General features: G+C 62.8%; 14 protein-coding genes. 3 read left to right on the top strand and 11 right to left on the bottom strand.

Annotation, left to right across the window (positions count from 1 at the left end):
• Position 1: 1 nt before the first annotated feature.
• From C0V74_RS05845 to C0V74_RS05820, 6 genes are all read right to left on the bottom strand, one after another.
• Positions 2-2,647: a DEAD/DEAH box helicase family protein gene (locus C0V74_RS05845; RefSeq protein ID WP_210413456.1), complete on the bottom strand. Its 2,646-nt coding sequence runs from the start codon at positions 2,645-2,647 to the stop codon at positions 2-4.
• A 139-nt stretch (positions 2,648-2,786) separates the two neighbouring features.
• Entirely contained in the window at positions 2,787-3,443 is a 657-nt protein-coding gene (locus C0V74_RS05840) for a hypothetical protein (RefSeq protein ID WP_143251007.1), read from the bottom strand.
• A 148-nt stretch (positions 3,444-3,591) separates the two neighbouring features.
• Positions 3,592-3,831, bottom strand: coding sequence for a hypothetical protein (locus tag C0V74_RS05835; RefSeq protein WP_143251006.1), 240 nt, complete (start codon positions 3,829-3,831; stop codon positions 3,592-3,594).
• Between the two features lie 85 nt (positions 3,832-3,916).
• Complete coding sequence (locus tag C0V74_RS05830) at positions 3,917-5,689, bottom strand: hypothetical protein (RefSeq protein ID WP_143251005.1); 1,773 nt, start codon at positions 5,687-5,689, stop codon at positions 3,917-3,919.
• A gap of 386 nt (positions 5,690-6,075) precedes the next feature.
• Positions 6,076-6,660, bottom strand: coding sequence for a recombinase family protein (locus tag C0V74_RS05825; RefSeq protein WP_143251004.1), 585 nt, complete (start codon positions 6,658-6,660; stop codon positions 6,076-6,078).
• 276 nt (positions 6,661-6,936) lie between these two features.
• Entirely contained in the window at positions 6,937-8,055 is a 1,119-nt protein-coding gene (locus tag C0V74_RS05820) for a DUF262 domain-containing protein (RefSeq protein ID WP_143251003.1), read from the bottom strand.
• 1,079 nt (positions 8,056-9,134) lie between these two features.
• Here C0V74_RS05820 and C0V74_RS05815 point away from each other — a divergent pair.
• From C0V74_RS05815 to C0V74_RS05805, 3 genes are read left to right on the top strand one after another with little or no spacing between them, the layout of a single operon-like run.
• Complete coding sequence (locus C0V74_RS05815) at positions 9,135-11,240, top strand: ATP-binding protein (RefSeq protein ID WP_143251002.1); 2,106 nt, start codon at positions 9,135-9,137, stop codon at positions 11,238-11,240.
• Positions 11,237-11,593 carry a response regulator gene (locus C0V74_RS05810; protein WP_131624010.1) on the top strand — a complete coding sequence of 119 codons (357 nt, stop codon included), beginning with the start codon at positions 11,237-11,239 and terminating at the stop codon, positions 11,591-11,593. The genes C0V74_RS05815 and C0V74_RS05810 overlap by 4 nt, the downstream gene beginning before the upstream one ends.
• Positions 11,590-11,856, top strand: a complete 267-nt coding sequence (locus C0V74_RS05805; protein ID WP_143251001.1) for an Hpt domain-containing protein — start codon at positions 11,590-11,592, stop codon at positions 11,854-11,856. Before C0V74_RS05810 ends, C0V74_RS05805 begins: the two co-directional genes overlap by 4 nt.
• Positions 11,857-11,859: 3 nt before the next feature.
• Here the strand turns inward: C0V74_RS05805 and C0V74_RS05800 are convergent, their stop codons facing one another.
• From C0V74_RS05800 to C0V74_RS12855, 5 genes are all read right to left on the bottom strand, one after another.
• Positions 11,860-13,299: a glycosyltransferase gene (locus C0V74_RS05800; RefSeq protein WP_210413455.1), complete on the bottom strand. Its 1,440-nt coding sequence runs from the start codon at positions 13,297-13,299 to the stop codon at positions 11,860-11,862.
• Entirely contained in the window at positions 13,299-14,330 is a 1,032-nt protein-coding gene (locus C0V74_RS05795; protein WP_143251000.1) for a HEAT repeat domain-containing protein, read from the bottom strand. The genes C0V74_RS05800 and C0V74_RS05795 overlap by 1 nt, the downstream gene beginning before the upstream one ends.
• Complete coding sequence (locus C0V74_RS05790) at positions 14,327-15,346, bottom strand: YaiO family outer membrane beta-barrel protein (protein WP_143250999.1); 1,020 nt, start codon at positions 15,344-15,346, stop codon at positions 14,327-14,329. Before C0V74_RS05790 ends, C0V74_RS05795 begins: the two co-directional genes overlap by 4 nt.
• Positions 15,343-15,726 (bottom strand): response regulator, encoded by a 384-nt coding sequence (locus tag C0V74_RS05785; protein WP_143250998.1) that lies wholly within the window; start codon positions 15,724-15,726, stop codon positions 15,343-15,345. The genes C0V74_RS05790 and C0V74_RS05785 overlap by 4 nt, the downstream gene beginning before the upstream one ends.
• Before the next feature lie 92 nt (positions 15,727-15,818).
• The gene (locus C0V74_RS12855; protein WP_168194158.1) at positions 15,819-15,986 is read right to left on the bottom strand and encodes a hypothetical protein; all 168 of its coding nucleotides are present in this window, start codon (positions 15,984-15,986) and stop codon (positions 15,819-15,821) included.
• Positions 15,987-16,026 lie beyond the last annotated feature (40 nt).

Raw genomic sequence — 16,026 nt, 5'->3', positions numbered from 1 at the left:
CTTAAGCCACCAGCGCCTGCGTCACGTCTTCGATCACCGCTTCGAGCCGTGGGCCGAACGCCGTTCGCGCAGCGATCACCCCGCCGCGCTGGGTGAACTGCGGTAGGTCTTGGAGGTCACGCAAGTCCAGCTCGATGTTTGCTGAGAGGTGGTCGCGGATCGCCTCAAGCCAGGCAAGCTGCTGTTGGGTGTAGACCCGCCCTGCCTTCTCCTCACGGCCCAGCCACAGGTTGAAGTTGCCCGCTATGCGCGAGGAGAGCGGGGCCAGGCTGTCCGTCCGCCCAGTTGCGAACCGCACGAGCGCGACGATGTCGGTAAGCACCTTGGCAGGGTTCCCCCGCACCTTGTCGCCCTGAAGCCGCCTGTAGGCGCTCCACAGGGCCAGAGGCTGGAGCAGCCACGGCGGGCGCATCATGGCATCGCGCAGCTCCTGCAAGCTGGCATAGGTCAGCCGCGCGGCCCCCTGCGGCTTGCCGTAGAGGATGGTGAGCGCGACCAGCTCGTCCTGCTGCTCGTCCAAGAACGTGCCGAACCTGGCGATCAGCTCTTGCGCTGCCTTCTCGTCGAACCCGGTAGAGATAACGACGTCGGGGGACACCAGGTCGATCGTGACCTCGCTGAGCAGCTTGAGCTCGATCAGGAGATTGCGCAGCTTGGGGTCGTTGAAGGGCTCCAGTGCCGTTTCGCGCAGCTCGGCAGCCTTTGCCTCCTCCTGGTCCGGCGAGGGGGCCAGGCGCATGATGCGGTCCAAGTCGATCGCGTCCACAAGCCGCCCGGCAAGTTGGGTGAGGGTGGTGCCGCCAGTAGCAGCGATGACTTTGTCCTTCTGCTCTTGGGTCAGCTTCCGGTCGAGCTTGGCGAGGCGACCGGCCAGCGTGGAGACGGCGTCCTCGTCGCTGCGCCCGGCTGCCACCTGTTCCAGCAGGGTGCCGAATGAAACCGTGCGGTCCCGCTCCAGGGGCCTGGCGACGTGCTTTGCACTTTCTGTGACCCCTACTGCGTCGATCAGCACAAAACGGTCTTTGGCCCTCGCATCGGGCGTGACGCGGGCCAGGTCGCTGGGGTTCACGGTTCGGACGCCTCGCCCGACCATCTGCTCGAAGTACAGCTCGCTGCGGACGTCGCGCAGGAACATCAAGACCTCGATCGGCTTCACGTCGGTGCCGGTCGCGATCATGTCGACCGTGACCGCGATGCGCGGGTTGTAGTCGTTCCTAAAGGCGCTGATGAGCTGCTCGGGATCGACCCCGGTCACCCGATAGGTGATCTTCTTGGCGAACTCATTGCCCTTCCCGAAGACCTCACGGGCCAGCTTGACGATCTCCTCGGCGTGGTTGTCGTCCTTGGCGAAGATCAGGGTCTTAGGGACCTCGGTGCGCGAAGGGTGGCTCTCGGGGAAGAGCTCGGTCGCAATCGTGTCCCGGTAGGTCTCCAGAACCGTCCTGATCTGGTTGGGAGCGATCACCGAGCGGTCGAGGTCGCTGGCCGCGTAAACCAGGTCCTCGTCGAGCTGCTCGTACCGCTCGCGCCTGGTGTGCCGGTCGCGCTTGGGGACCTCGAAGCCCGCGGGGATGCGGCTGCCGTGTTCGCCGATCTGGGTGCGGATGCGGAAGATGTCGAAGGGCACGTTGACCCCGTCAGCTACCGACCGTTCGTAAGGGTACTCGGCGACCAGGTTCTTGCCGAAGAACGCGAGCGTGTGGACCGATGGCGTGGCGGTGAGCCCAATGATGTGGGCGTCGAAATAGTCGAGCACCTGCCGCCAGGAGCCGTAGATTGAGCGGTGACACTCGTCGACGATGACGATGTCGAAGGTCTCGGGAGGAAAGCCAGGGTTGTAGCTCACGACCCTGGGCAGGGCGGTGCCGCCGTTCTCCCAACCGCTGGCCTCCTCTTCCTCCTCCGACAGCTCGGAGCCTGAGAGCTGCGAGAAGACCCGCTGGATGGTAGAAACGACGACCTTGGCGTCCCCGTCGAGCCCTGCGGGACCCAGGCGCTGGACGTTGTACAGCTCGGTGAAGAGCCGCCCGGTGCCATGGGGGCGAAAGGCTTGAAACTCCTTGAGCGTCTGTCGCCCGAGGTTGTTCCGATCCACCAGGAACAGGATGCGCTTGGCTCCGGCATGGGCGAGCAGGCGGTACGACAGGTTGGCGGCAGTGAAGGTCTTGCCCGCGCCCGTGGCCATCTGGATCAGCGTGCGCGGCTGGTCCTGCGCCAATGAGTGCTCAATCCCTTCGATGGCCTCCACTTGGCAGTCACGCAGGCCTTCGGTCTCAAGCGGCGGCAGGCTGGTAAGCCGGAGACGCACACTGGAGGCCTCCTTGAGCCAGCCCAGCAGGGTTTCTGGCCGGTGAAAGGCAAACAGGCGGCGAGAGCGGGCGTCGGGGTCCACACGGTCCGCGAACTGGATTTCCGAGCCGCTCGCTTCGTACCCGAACCGGAGGGGAGAGCCCCAGGTGGCGAGAGGCTCTGGGAGGCTTGACTGGTAGACGGCGGACTGCTCCGCGACCCCGGAGAGCGTGGTGCCCTCAGGCTTCGCCTCGACGACCCCGCAGGCCTTGCCGTCGATGATGAGCAGGTAGTCGCATGGGCCACTCTTCAGGGGATACTCGCGCACAGCCACGCCAAGAGCTGCCCTGCGGTTCATCTCGTTCCGGTCCTGGAGGACCCAGCCGGCGGCTCCGAGTTGGCCGTCTATGATCTGGCGAGCGCGCGCCTCGGGTGCTGGCATGGACCGACTATGTCGCCCAGCGCAGAAAACTCAATAATTTAGCGCAGGTTTGTGCTCAGCAGGACCTTCTACAGGCAGCCACGACGGCGGATGCAATCGAGGGGTCCCACCGCAGCCGTCGGAGGGCCTCGGCGACTGAGGCTTCCGTGAGCACACCCAGTTCGACCTCATCGGGACCAGCGGGCTCCAGTCCCCCCACAAAGCCGCCATGCATAAACCCCACCACGGTGCAGCCATCGACCTCGTCAGGCAGCTTCAGATCACCGTCGGCATCTCGGTGTTCGGGCACGGGCTGTCCGTCATCGTCAAACCAATCTTGCTGCACTTCACCGAGCCACTGGTGGCGTAGCACATTGAGAACGAAGCCGCGGTCTGTACGAAGGGCGCAGAGGTACTCGTCCCAGCTATCGACAGCTCCGTAGGCTTCTTGGGTGTCCAGGATGATCCAGCCAGTTGGTACACCGGACACGGAGTTGAGCGTCTGATCTACGGTCGACGCCAGAGCCTCCGACTGCCTCTCAAGCTCGCTGTGCACGTCGTCAACGTTCACTACCCACCTCCCAGGGAAGCTCTCCTCCAGGCGCTGGAACGCAATCCCTGGACATTCCAGCAGCGGGCCTTGAGCCATGTCGACCACAGCCACGTCCTCCCCAGGCACCAGCCCGAGGTCGTTGAGCTCAGCCAACACCGCTTCGGTGTCGCTGATGGACATGGTGAGCAGGCTGACCAGCGCCCCATTCCTGAAGGCTGGCGGATAGCGGCGAAAGAACTGCTCGCGTCCACCTGCCAAAGACCTGTCGATCGCCGACGTCTTGATGATGATCGAGTAGAAGGCCGCAGGGATGGCCAGGGGTCGTTCGTCACGAGCGCATCCCCCTGATGACCCAAGCGATCGAAGAGCCGATGAGCAACGTGAGGACCGGGTAGGATGCCGCTGCCAGGACGACGGTGAGGACGCTCCGATCCCAAGCCCCTTGCAAGGTCGCGAACGCCAAGATGGTGACTACCCAAGCCACCGTGAAGACGATCCACGAACGCCACCAGCAGCCGAGGCGGGACGAAACTTTGCGGGCAGACCGCCTTTGTTTTTCGGTGGACATGGCTCGGCGCTCCTTGTGAAGCGCGTGATGCCGCAGGGCACCCGGAGCCGGTTGATATGCCTCCCGATTATCGCGGGCCCGGCGGTTAGTCTACAGCCGCGTCGATCTGAGGTTCGTCGTCCAACTCGTTTACAGTGAACCCGCCACCAAGATAGGTCTCGAACCCAGGGGGCACAGCGATCGCATACCGGTCCACTCGAAGTCCACGCGAGTTCAGGTACCGCAGCACGTCGCGCTGCTTCAAGAGCCTGCTGAAGTTCGAGGTTGTTAGTCCCAGCGCTGTCCTCAGCTCGCTCTTCGCAACCTCAGGCACCCTCTGAGCTCTCGCCTGCTCCAGGAGCTCCAGCAACTGGCCTGCTCGCCCGCCGACCTCAGGCACGTCCGGTGACCATCGCTCGACCATGCAGCCGGGGAAGACTTCGCGAAGCAACCCTCGTGCCCCAATGTTTGGAGACGCTACAACGTAGGCGGTGCACGTTCCCGCTAATCCGTTGCGACTGTGCCTTGCCGACGCTCTGGTGAGTGCCTGGAGGAGATGATGGCGATACTCGCCCACCCGGAGCTCGTCCTGCACATCTTCGTCGTCGACCGAAGCCCCGCATGCGGCAGCCAAGGCACGATACCCAAGGGCTCCGTAGGTCAGTTGCCCGATCAAGACGACCTTCTTGCAGTCAGCGAAGGCGTTCGTCCCATGGTGCATGCCCCAGGTGAGAAAGTGGAGCCGATCGCGCTGCTCGGGGCGTACGCTGTCCCGCAGCAACGGCTGGAACGGCTGGTCATTGTAATGGACCACGAGCCACTCTGACTTGCCATCCTCCGCGATAATTTCAGCGAGAGCGTCCACGACGTCCTCAACAGCGCCTGGGGTCCGCATAGCTACCCTCCCGACCGCGCGTTCCCAAAGGTGGACCCGAAGGTTGCTGTAGTCCTTGGTGGCGCTGGGGAGGCGCCGTAGAGGGCCCCCCGCCGCTTCCCAGACGTCGTAGGTCGAGCGCACGCGACCCGAGGCATCCAGGATGACCACCGGGGTGAAGTCGTTGGGGAGAGGCTGGCCCACACCGAGAAGATGGACATCCCCCAGTGCGATGTGGACAGCAGTGACCTCCTGACCAGCCATCCGCGTAAGGTCTTCGATTAGCGCCGCCGAACCGATTGAGGACCGCGATCTCGCAGGGGCATCAGCAAGGTTGGCTGGTATTGTGAACTTCTCCCCGTCCTTCAGTTCCCAGAGCCCCGGTAGCATTGATTGGACCGCTGCGGCGTAGGCGGGCGACTGGCGGCGGGTGGCTATTGGTAGGGTGCCCAGCTCGTCCACACTGACAGTTAGCTGCTCCGCTGGCACCAGGCTCTCGTCCCACACCCTTAGTGCTCGGGGACGGCCCTTGTAGTGGAACTCATCTGCCTCCGCGAAGAGGCGGTCCCTCGTGCGCCTCTCAATCATCTGTTGCGTCGTGAACATTATTGGCGCGGAGCCATACTGGTCCTCAGGCGCTCCCAGCTCGTTGAACTCGGGTTTGCTGGTGAGGACCGCTACGTCCTGCCGGTCGAGCCCTGCAGCTTGCAGATATGTCCTGATCTCCTCCAGCCGCGAGAGGCCAATGAGGATGCTGGATGATGGGTTGAAGCCCAGCTCCTTCCAGACCTTCAGGAACGTGGCTACGGTGAGAGACTTCCCGACCCCAGGGTCGATGGCAGACAGGTGGTAGTGCGGGCTCAGGGTTCCTCTCAGGCCATCCTCCAGAGCTTCCAGAAGGGCGTGAACGGCCAGGCGATGCTCGCCCTGCAGGGAGGACCCGTACTGGTGAAGCTGATCCGTAACTTGTGACAGGCTGATGGCGGCGAGCGAACTGGACGACACTGGAGGCTTCCTTGGAGGATCCACAGGTTGCGGGCACCCTTGGGTGTCTGTTGCCTCTCCATTCCTTCTATAGGGTGAATGATAGCTTGGGGATTTGGTGGGAATGACTGCCGAGCGGCTGGACTACCAAAGGGGCTGGAGGCACCTCGAGCAGTGGGAGTGGGTGACCACTATCTCCCACTTCCTGAAGTGTCCCTAAAGGTCCTTCGGGGGCGTCCGAACAATGGTCCTCTTCCCATTCTGCCCAGCCTCTTGATGAGCCCGCTGGGTCCCTCAACTCTCACAGCCGCGGGTTGGCCACCATAGCGTTAGCGCCACTGCCGATGACACGCACGAAGAGCTGTAGCTGGCTGTGGAGGCCGTTTAGAGGCTCTTCGGGCGCCTGATTATTTCAAGCTCGCGTGATACCGCTTCACGCTCGTAGGTGAGATGCCGAAGTGCTGGGCTGTGGCCTGGATGCTCGCCTCGTTCGCCGTCCTCCAAGCTACCACCTGGGGACCGTCAGCAGCCCTTGGTCTCCCCAGGCTCGGCTTTCCCCGGTGAGTTCGCCCAGTGGCCTTCAGGGACACTCGGGCAGCCTCACGGCCCGCGTCGCACCGCGCCTTGATCCTGTTCCTCTCAATCTCCGCCATCTGGGCCAGGACAGCCACGATTATCTTCCCTGCGTCCCCTGAGATGGGCCCAAGGCCCCTGACGTCGACAATGACGCCCTTATCGAGCAGGCGCTTCACGGTGCCCTGTACGTCCAAGGCATCGCGTCCCAAGCGGTCGATGGAGTACACCGCCAGGGTGTCGCCCTTCCTGACGTGAGCCAGGAGCCGGCTGAACCCTGGGCGCTCGGCAGCGAGCGTCGCGCCGCTCACCCCCTCGTCGACGAACTCCTCTTCGAACCCACCACCCAGGGCCTCCCGCTGAGCCTCTATGGACTGGTCGACCGTGGAGACGCGGTAGTAGGCGACGCGGTGGGCCATGGGACACTCCTGATGGGCCGAAAGATACCCCGACGCTGTGAGCCTGGGCCAAATGTCCGTCAAGTACCTTGTGGGCCATCAACGGAAGCTTCGTACGGGCTGGGCCAGAACTTACAACTTTCGGAGGAAGCACTGGCACGCGACACGGCAGCCTCCCTCAGCCTGCCAAGTACAATGATCAACTTTTTTGGGTCCCCTTTAATAGGTAGGCTGGGAACCCACCAGCCGCGCCGAACCTTGTTTCAAAAGTGACACCTTCGCTGAATTGGCATGCGATCATTGAGGTGCCAGTGCGTCACGCACGAGCTCCGCGCGAAACTCCCTCTGGGCCCTGTTATTTACGGCTTCACGGGCAGCTAAGCTGTACTCCGCCGGGAGGTTCTCCTCCAAGGCCGCAACACTCGCTGAAGCATCGGCTGGAGACTGGTTTCGGAGCATTGGCACTCGCGAGAGCTCCATAAGAAGGGTAAAGAAGTTCGCTTTGTTCCACCACATCGAGTTGAGCGGGAGGTCCATCGCCTTAATGAACTCAGCGGTTTCGTTCAGAACACTAATTACCTCTTCCTTCTCAGCAAAAGTCTCCGATTTGTCATCCAAGAATTTACGGACCCGGTCGTTGCGATTGTAGTATCCGGTCAGATAAGTACACATGGCATTTAGCGCGAACATCAAAGGCACTTTTCTGTCGAACTCGAAAGGCGTGAAGATCGCCTTGGTTTTCAAGAGTGTGGCTAACGGACCCTCCGCCCGCTCTATGATCCAAGTCCAGGTTTCCTCGCCAATCCCAGGATCACGACTGAACATGTTCCCGGGAATGATTTCCGCTCCCTCCTCGCTGCCTATGTCTCCCAGTTCCTCTACCAGAGGTTCGGCCTTTAAAATCTCACCCGCCAACGCCCTGGCTACTAACATAAATTCCGACGCTGAATATTCCGAAGCCAGCTTCTCGATAGCCGACAAGGCATAATAGGTTCTGTTTAGACGATGGAAAACGTCTTTTAGCCGCGGATCTCCTGCCTCCAGATCAAAATCGATGACTGCGACTTCATATTTGAGGAATTCTTCTTTCTGTCGGGGCTCCAAGTCACGAAAGAACCGCCCCTCAACCTCAAGCTTGCCGTCGATAAATTCACGGATTGCGTTCAAGCGCTGCTGCCCATCAACGACAGCTTGGCTTGACGTCATGTTCTCTACGTCAATCGGCCCACGGGCGAGGAATATCTGGGGGAACGGGAAGCCCTTCAGAATGGTCTCAATGAAGTCTCGCTTATGGGCGTCTCTCCAAACCAAATTTCTCTGAAAATATGGCGACAACGTTAGAGAAGCATTCTTCATTGCAGTTGCAAGGTCTACAATCTCTCGTGAGCGCACGGTATACCTAAGATCATTCAGCATGTCTTACCTCATTATCTCTGCTACGGCGCTGTCCTGCTTCCAACAGAATGCATATTCGTTCATGTAAATGCCAAACGATATGCGCTTGAATAGGTGCGCATGCTTACGACTGATCTGCCCTTGAAAGGTTGACCATTCGCTCTTCATTGCACTTAGAGGCATCGCGTCTACACGAATAAGTCCGCGTCGAACTATCTGATCGCGAAATCCGTTGATCTTTTCCAGGCTCCGCTGTCCGAATGGCGTTAGGTCACTGAATGCTCGAGTAGTTTCGACCACGTCAGTCCAGGCGATTTGGAAGAGACGGCTGTCGATGCAAGCTACGTCTAAGTCAGACACGCCAGGCTGGAAAAGGCGATCTTGGTGAACGCTGAACCCAATTTGGGCTGACCCGCAGAAGGCTATCGCGGAATATGGAATTCCGAAATATCGTGAGATGTCTGTCTTGATGCGCAGTTCTCGATCGTGATCACGAGCTAACGCAGCGGGGCGCTCGGTAAGGAAGAGCCGCCGGGCTCTCTCCTCCCTGTTGGGGAAACGGCCCCCAATAGATCGAACTGCGACCTTCAGTGCCTGCAAGGTCAAGCGTTTCGCCTCAACTTATCACCTCTGTGTTGCGCGACGGCGCTAAGCGATTGGGTAAGGCACTGTCTGGAAACGCACAATAGCAAGTGCAGGCTCTGCAATTGGTCGCATCTCGCGGCATACCAACCTGCTCGAGGTCGCCCTCAATAGTAGCATGACTGTGCAGTACGGAAGCAATCGCGCCGCCCTGAAGCGTTCCGAGCAACGGTGTCGAGCGATACCTCTGGACCGCGAGGGAAAACACGGTACAAAACCGCGGCACAAACACTCCTGTACACGGGCATAGAAAGCACTGAATTCGGAGGCTTTTTTCGAAGTTGCGCCGCATCCTGTAAGCGGCACCAGCTTCCCTCTTTGGCCGAAAACGGCTGCAACGGTACCAGCGCAACCGACCGAACTGGCGATGATCGCCGCGTCGAGACGTAGGTGGTGTTCACTTCAGGGAAACCATATTCGGGCAGTGACACAGCGCCGATATTGCGGGTCCTGCACCGATGAATAAACTTCAGATCCGCCGCGTGCTTTCGACGCTTATGCTGATGGCGATCCCGCTGGGTCTGCTGGGGTTCTTCTTCCTGATGCAGAACCAGTTTCGCGATATCAGCGAACTCCGGCAACTGGTTGATGAGTCGGTAGAAACGCGAGCTCAGCTCACCGAGCTGATGGTTGAGCACCTCAACATGGAAACCGGCCAGCGCGGCTATGTGCTGACTGGACGGCAGGAGTTCCTCGATCCCTATCTCGACGGAAAGGGGCAAATCGGCCGAACGCTCGAGAAGCTGGCCAAGCGCGACGAGGAGCGTCTGGCGCCTGGCGTCGCGCGGTTGCGCGAGCTTTCACGGCAAAAACTCATCTTCGCCGATGCCACGATCCGTCAGGCGCAGGTTGGCAATTCGGCCGCAGCACGCGAAATGATCGCCGAGGGCCGGGGCAAGCGGCTGATGGACGCCATGCGCGATGAGGTCGAGCAACTGGACGAAATCGAGCGCGCGCACCTGAAGCTCGCGACCAAATCGCGCGATCTTTCCCGCGAACGGGTTAAGAAGACGACGTATCTGCTGCTCGCGGCGTATTCGCTGCTGCTCGCTTTAGTGGCGATCATCACGGCGCGCGCGGTTCGAGAACGCCAGCGGGAGTTCGCCCGCGCGAACGAACTGGGCGAGCGTCAAACGGCGATTCTCAATGGCACGGTCGACGGCCTGCTGCTGCTGGACCAGGACGGCTACATCCGTGAGATCAATCCCAGCATCGTCCGCCTGTTCGGCTACGATGATGACTTCCTGACGGGGAAGCATAACACCTTCCTGATGGCTAACCCACCACCGCTGGAGGACAGCCTGGCGTGGCTGCGGGGCGTCGGCAGCGCAGGCCGGCGCGGTGCAGGGCGGCGGATGGAGTTCACCGGTCTGCGCCAGGATGGCACGACCTTTGAAACGGACGTGGCAATCAGCCGGATCGCCCCGGGTGCCAGCGGATATGTCGCCATCATTCGCGACGTGACCGAACGCAAGCGCATCGAAGGGCTGAAGACTGAATTTGTCTCCACGGTGAGCCACGAGTTGCGGACGCCGCTGACTTCGATCGGGGGAGCGCTTGGCCTGTTATCCTCGGGCGCGGTCGGAAAGCTTGGCGACAAGGCCTCACGTTTGGTGCAGATTGCCCACAGCAACTGCGAACGCCTGATCCGTCTGATCAACGACATCCTCGACATCGAGAAGATCGAATCGGGCAATATGCACTTCGACATCCGCCGCCTGCGGGTCGCCCCGTTGATCGAGCGAGTGGAGGCGGCCAACGCGCAATTCGCCGCCAGTCACGAGGTCGCGTTGCAGTTCACCCATCCCGCCTGGCCTTTGGTGATCGAGGGCGATGCCGACCGGTTGGAGCAGCTCGTCACCAATCTGGTGTCCAATGCGATCAAGCATTCGCCGCGCGGCGGGACGGTGGAACTGATGGCTAGCCAGCACGGCCAGAACGTGCGGATCGATGTCAGCGACCGGGGGGCAGGAATACCGGACGCGTTTCGTAGCCGCATTTTCGGCAAGTTCGCGATGGCCGACAGCTCGGACAATCGGGCGCGCGGCGGGACGGGACTGGGACTTTCTATCGCGCGGGAGATCGCCCAGCGGCACGGTGGCACCATTGGCTTCACCGACCGGCCGGGCGGAGGCACCACGTTCTCGGTCGACCTGCCTCTGATCTGCGAAGCGTCGAGCGAACAGTCGGCCGCTTCCGGCCTTCCCGCGGTGCTGCATGTCGACGACGATCAGGACTGTCTTGATGTGGTGGCCGCCGCGTTCGATGGCAGCGCGCGGATTCTGTCCGTGGCGACGCTGGATGAAGCACGAGCCGCTCTGAGCCAGCACACCTTCGCTGCCGCGATCATCGATGTCGGCATCGCGCCGCACAGCGGGCTGGAACTCGTGCCCGATTTGCGCGCGGCGGCGCCTGGTCTCAAGGTGCTGCTGTTCACCGCATTGGACGAACCACACGCCGATGGACAGGTCGATGCGGTGCTGGTCAAAAGCCGCAGCTCGGTCGACGATCTGGTGCGGCTGACCTTGCGCCTCGCGGGCGAAAGCAGGAAGGAAAGCGCATGACCCGGGTGCTGTACGTCGATGACGAACCCGACATTCGTGAAATCGCCGAGCTGTCGCTGTCACTCGATCCAGGGTTCGACGTGCGCACCGCCGCTTCGGGCGAGGAGGCGCTGGCGTTGGTGGCCGAATGGCAGCCCGACGTGATCCTGCTCGACGTGATGATGCCGGTGATGGATGGCCCGGCAGTGCTCGCTCGACTCCGGGAGCGCGAAGTCCGCACTCCGGTCGTGTTCGTCACCGCGCGCGCCCAGCGGTCGGAAATGCAGAGCTTCGCCACGCTCGATGCCAAGGGTGTGCTTGCCAAACCCTTCGACCCGGTCACGTTGGCGGCGCAGGTACGCGCACTGCTGTGACGTCGCTCGAACAGAAAATAGCCGAGTTGTCGGCCCGCTTCGCCGCTCGGGCAACCGATGAACGCGATGCAATCGCCGAAGCCCTGCAAACGGGTGACCGGGCTGCGATCATCGACCGGGCACACAAGCTGGCCGGCATTGCAGGCATGTTCGGTCATTCCCGGATCGGCGAGGCTGCGCTGGCATTGGAACAAGCCGCGCTGGCGGGCGAGGACTGCACCGCCGCGGGAGACGCGCTCCTGGAGCAGCTCAGCGCGCTTTGAGGATCAGGTCGGGGACGCGCCGCCGAATCCTTTGCGAGTCATCGTGCCCCAGCTCTGCTGCTTGCGCAGGAACTGCCACCAGCCTTGCAGCCGCCAGATATTCGACAGTTGACGGTAGCCGAAGTTCTCCACCACCGCGACCAGCGCCAGGATCGCCAGTTCGCGTGCGCGCGGGAACCGGCGTAGCTGGATCTCTTCCAGGATCAATGTGGCGACGCTGACGAACACCCCAAAGGTGAAAGTCACCGACAGGAACGCGAGCAGCCACGGCAAGGCGAGCAGTCCCAGTGCATAGAGCAGCGGCACCAGGATGTAGCCGAGCACCTCGATCAGTGGGCCGACGACATCGACCAGCAGGATTTGTCCGAAGCCGACAAACCCGATCCGGCCGTAACGGGGGTTGAAGCACATCGCCTTGTGCTTGACGAAACATTCCAGCGCGCCGCGCTGCCAGCGGCTGCGCTGGCGGCCCAAGACCTTTGCGTCTTCCGGACACTCGGTCCAGCAAACCGGTTCGGCGATGAATTCTATGCGATAGGGTTGGTTCATATCGCGCATGTGGCGGTGCAGCTTGAGCACCAGTTCCATGTCTTCGCCTACGGTGCCGTGGCTGTAGCCGCCGACTTCGACCACCTGCTGCCGCTTGAACAGTCCGAACGCCCCGGAGATTACCGTCAGGGCCTGCATCTTGCCCAGGGCCAACCGCGCCATCAGGAACGCGCGCAGGTATTCCATGATCTGTACCAGGGCGAAGAAGTTGGTCGGCAGGCGCACATCGGTGACCCGCCCCGCATCGATCGTGCAGCCGTTGGCGATGCGGATCGTCCCGCCGGCGGCGATCGTCAAATCAGGGTCGTCGATGAAGGGCCGCACTACGCGCAGCAGAGCGTCAGTCTCCAGAATGGAATCAGCGTCGATCGCACAGAACAGGGATGTGCGGCACGCGTTGATCCCGGCGTTGAGCGCATCCGCCTTGCCGCCGTTCTCTTTGTCGATCACCAAAAGCCGCGGCAGCGCCGGGCTGGCGTAGAATCCCCGGATGCGGGCGTGAGCGACCCGGTCGTCGACGAACCGTTCCACCCGGCTTAGCCCGAATTCGTCGATCACCCGCGCGAGGGTGCCGTCCTTCGACCCATCGTTAATCAGCAGCACTTCGAAATCCGGATACTGCAGCGCGAGCAGCGAGCGGACGCTTTCGACCACCGTCACTTCCTCGTTGAACGCCGGCGCCAGCAGGGAAATCGCGGGCGCCTGGTCGGAATAGCGGCGCCATAAGGTGGCTCCACGCGGCACCGGCGGCCGGTTCGTGAGCGCGAAGGCCGCGAACACGAGCTGCAGGATGTAGAACGCGACCTGCAGCAGACCGGTGACAATCACGACCAGCGCGATGCCTTCGGCGGCGCTGGTCATCCAGCTTTCGGCTGAGGCGATCCCCGGCAGCATCAGGCCATCCCCCGCTCAGCCAGGGTGGCCTTTGCCGCCGCGCGCGCGGCGGGCGCAGGATCAATCGCCGCCCGATGCAGGGCCAAGCGGCCCGCCGCCCCGAGCCGGGCGAGTGCCTCGCCGGCGCGGAAGCGGACCCACCATTCTTCGTCGTCGAGCATTCCGGCGAGTTTCGGCACGGCTCTGCTCAGCGCCGACCGTCCCGCCGCCTCGGCCGCCGCCGTGCGGACCTGCCAGGAAGGGCTGTCGAGACCGCCCAGGATCGCTTCGTGGCCCGCGGGGTGACCGATCCGCCCGAGCGCGCGGAAGATCCGAGGCTGCAGATCGCTGTCTTCACCCGCGGCCTCGGCCATCCATGAAACCAGCGGCGCATGATCAATTGCGCCGCTCTCCGCCAGGGCGTCGGTTGCGGCAAGCTTCGCCTCGTCCGGCAGATCGAGATCGTAAAGCAATGCCTCTACCGAATGGGGATCGGTCTTGACCAGGTCGCGCATCAGCGAAACAACCAGGAGAGAGTGTTCCCGGGTGCCGATCCCGAGCGCGCGGACAAGCTCCCCGGCAGACGGCGCGCGGCCTTCCTGGGCCAAGGCGAGCGCCGCGCCCAGGCGGACATCGGGGCTCCGGTCGGTCAGTGCGACCTGCGTGACCGCGTCGACGTGATCGGGAAACATCGCCAGCGCCTCGGCGGCGATCAACCGGTCCTGTGGTGCGCGGGAGCGGAGCCGCCGGCGCAGTTCCTCACCCGCTCCGGCCGAGCTGGCAGCCGTGATCAGCGCTTCCCGATCAGACCCGCGGACGAGTTCTGTCAGCTCCAGGGTGAGCGTCGCGGCAACGCTGCGTGCAAGGCGCGATCCGCCCACGTCGATGGTTTCCCCGCCCATCATGGCGGGCAGCAGCTTGCGGCGCCAATCGGCGCGATGTTTGCCTCGCCACTCGCCGATCACGCGCGCCAGCAGCAGGCCCGCGACCGCCGCCAGCGCGATCAGGCATAGCAGCAGTGAAAAGTCCCAAAGCGAGACGAGCGTAGTCAAAAGCGAGCCTTCAATCCCAGCCGAAACTCTGTCCGGTCAAGCGGCCCGTCCCGCCACTCGCGCGCCAGAGACCCCGTCACGCCGAAGCGAGGGCTCAACGGAGCCTCGACGCCGCCGAAAAGAGCCTTCACGCGGGTGACGACACCCAGATCGGTGTCCGGCCCGTTGGAGGCGCCGGCGAAAACGCGCCACCCCGATGCGGGCACGAAGTCGCCGCGTGCCAAAGCGCCGACTTCAAGCGGTCCGCCATCGGCCACCGTGCCGATCCCGCGCAGCGTCAGCCATGCCTTTCCGCCGGCCAGATACTGCACCACGCCGGGGTTGACCGTGATCACGTCCTGCAACGGAAACCTCTGGTAGGACGCATCGAGGGTCAAAACGGTCGCGTTGCCGTGGGTGACCCGCCAGTCGATACCCCCGCCAACCGCCACTTCCGGGCGGAAGTCAGCGTTCGGAGTTCCGCCCACGAACGCGCGTAGCCACACGTCGTCCGAAGGATGCAGACTGATCCGGCCGACCAGTTCGACATCCTCGCGCGCGAAGCGCCGGTAATACGCCGCCCGGGCACCGATGGTCGTGCGGGGCGAAATGGCGGTCTCGATATCGGCGGCAACCTCGCTCCAGCCGCGCGCACCGCCGCCGAGGTCGCTTAGCGAGCCCTCCACAATTACCGACCCTCGAGCTTCCGGGGCAGGCGAAGCCCGCCGCGCTGATACTGCGGCCAGCCCGTCTCGCGCGTCGGTATAGTCCGGTGCCTGCCGCAGGACGGCTTCGAAGCCGGCCTCCGCGGCATCCACGTTTCCTAGCGCGAGGTCGGCATAAGCGAGCTGGAGCATCGCGTCGGCGTCGTTCGGATGATCTGCCAGCCAAGCCATGAGCAAGCGACGCGCCTCTGCCGGCTGACCCGCCTGGCGGGCCGCGACCCCCGCCTCATACGCATTTTGCTGCTGCGCCGCGGCAGGTGAAGCGAACAGTGCAAACGCGGCAGCAGCCAGCCCGACGATGCCGGCCTTCACGCCTTCTTCCCCGCTAGCAGGCGGCTCAGCCGGACCAACAATTCTTCCGGAAGAAACGGCTTCACCAGGTAATCGTCCGCGCCAAGCTCCAGCGCACCGACCACGTCCGCCTCTCCGCGACGAGCGGTCAACATGATCACGGGGGTCGCGGCGTGCTTGGTGCCGGCGCGCATCCGCCGGAGAACCTCGAACCCGTCATGCACCGGCATCATCATGTCGAGCACCACGGCCGCTGGGTTGGTTTCGTCAAGCTTTGCCAGCGCCTCACGCCCATCGTGCGCGACCACGGTCTCATAACCCCGCGATGACAGACGGAATTCGAGCAGTTCCGTCATCAGCGGTTCGTCGTCAGCGATCAGTACCAAGGGAACGGGTGTCATGCCTGGATCTGTATAGGGCCGAAAATGAGGTTTGGGTAAATTTCGATCTAATGGAGATCGCCGATGTTGTGCGCACAGGCCAAACTGTGTTGTCAGCGGCCTTTGCGACAGGAGCTTGCGGTCCGGGTAGCAGCCCCGTCATCGAGCGCCCGCAGCAGGTCGCGAAACGCGTCGTCGCGCGCAGGTTCGAACACCTTGGGCAGGCTATCCTGCAGCATCGAGAAACTGGAGTGGCGGGGCAGCGGATACATCTGTGGCAATCTGGTTCGAGGTAGCCCCCAGACGCTTCATTCAAATGCC

It is taken from the genome of Altererythrobacter sp. TH136, assembly GCF_007065885.1.
Taxonomy (GTDB): domain Bacteria; phylum Pseudomonadota; class Alphaproteobacteria; order Sphingomonadales; family Sphingomonadaceae; genus Tsuneonella.
Note: the sequence above shows the minus strand (reverse complement) of the source record. Positions and strands in the feature narration are given on the sequence as shown.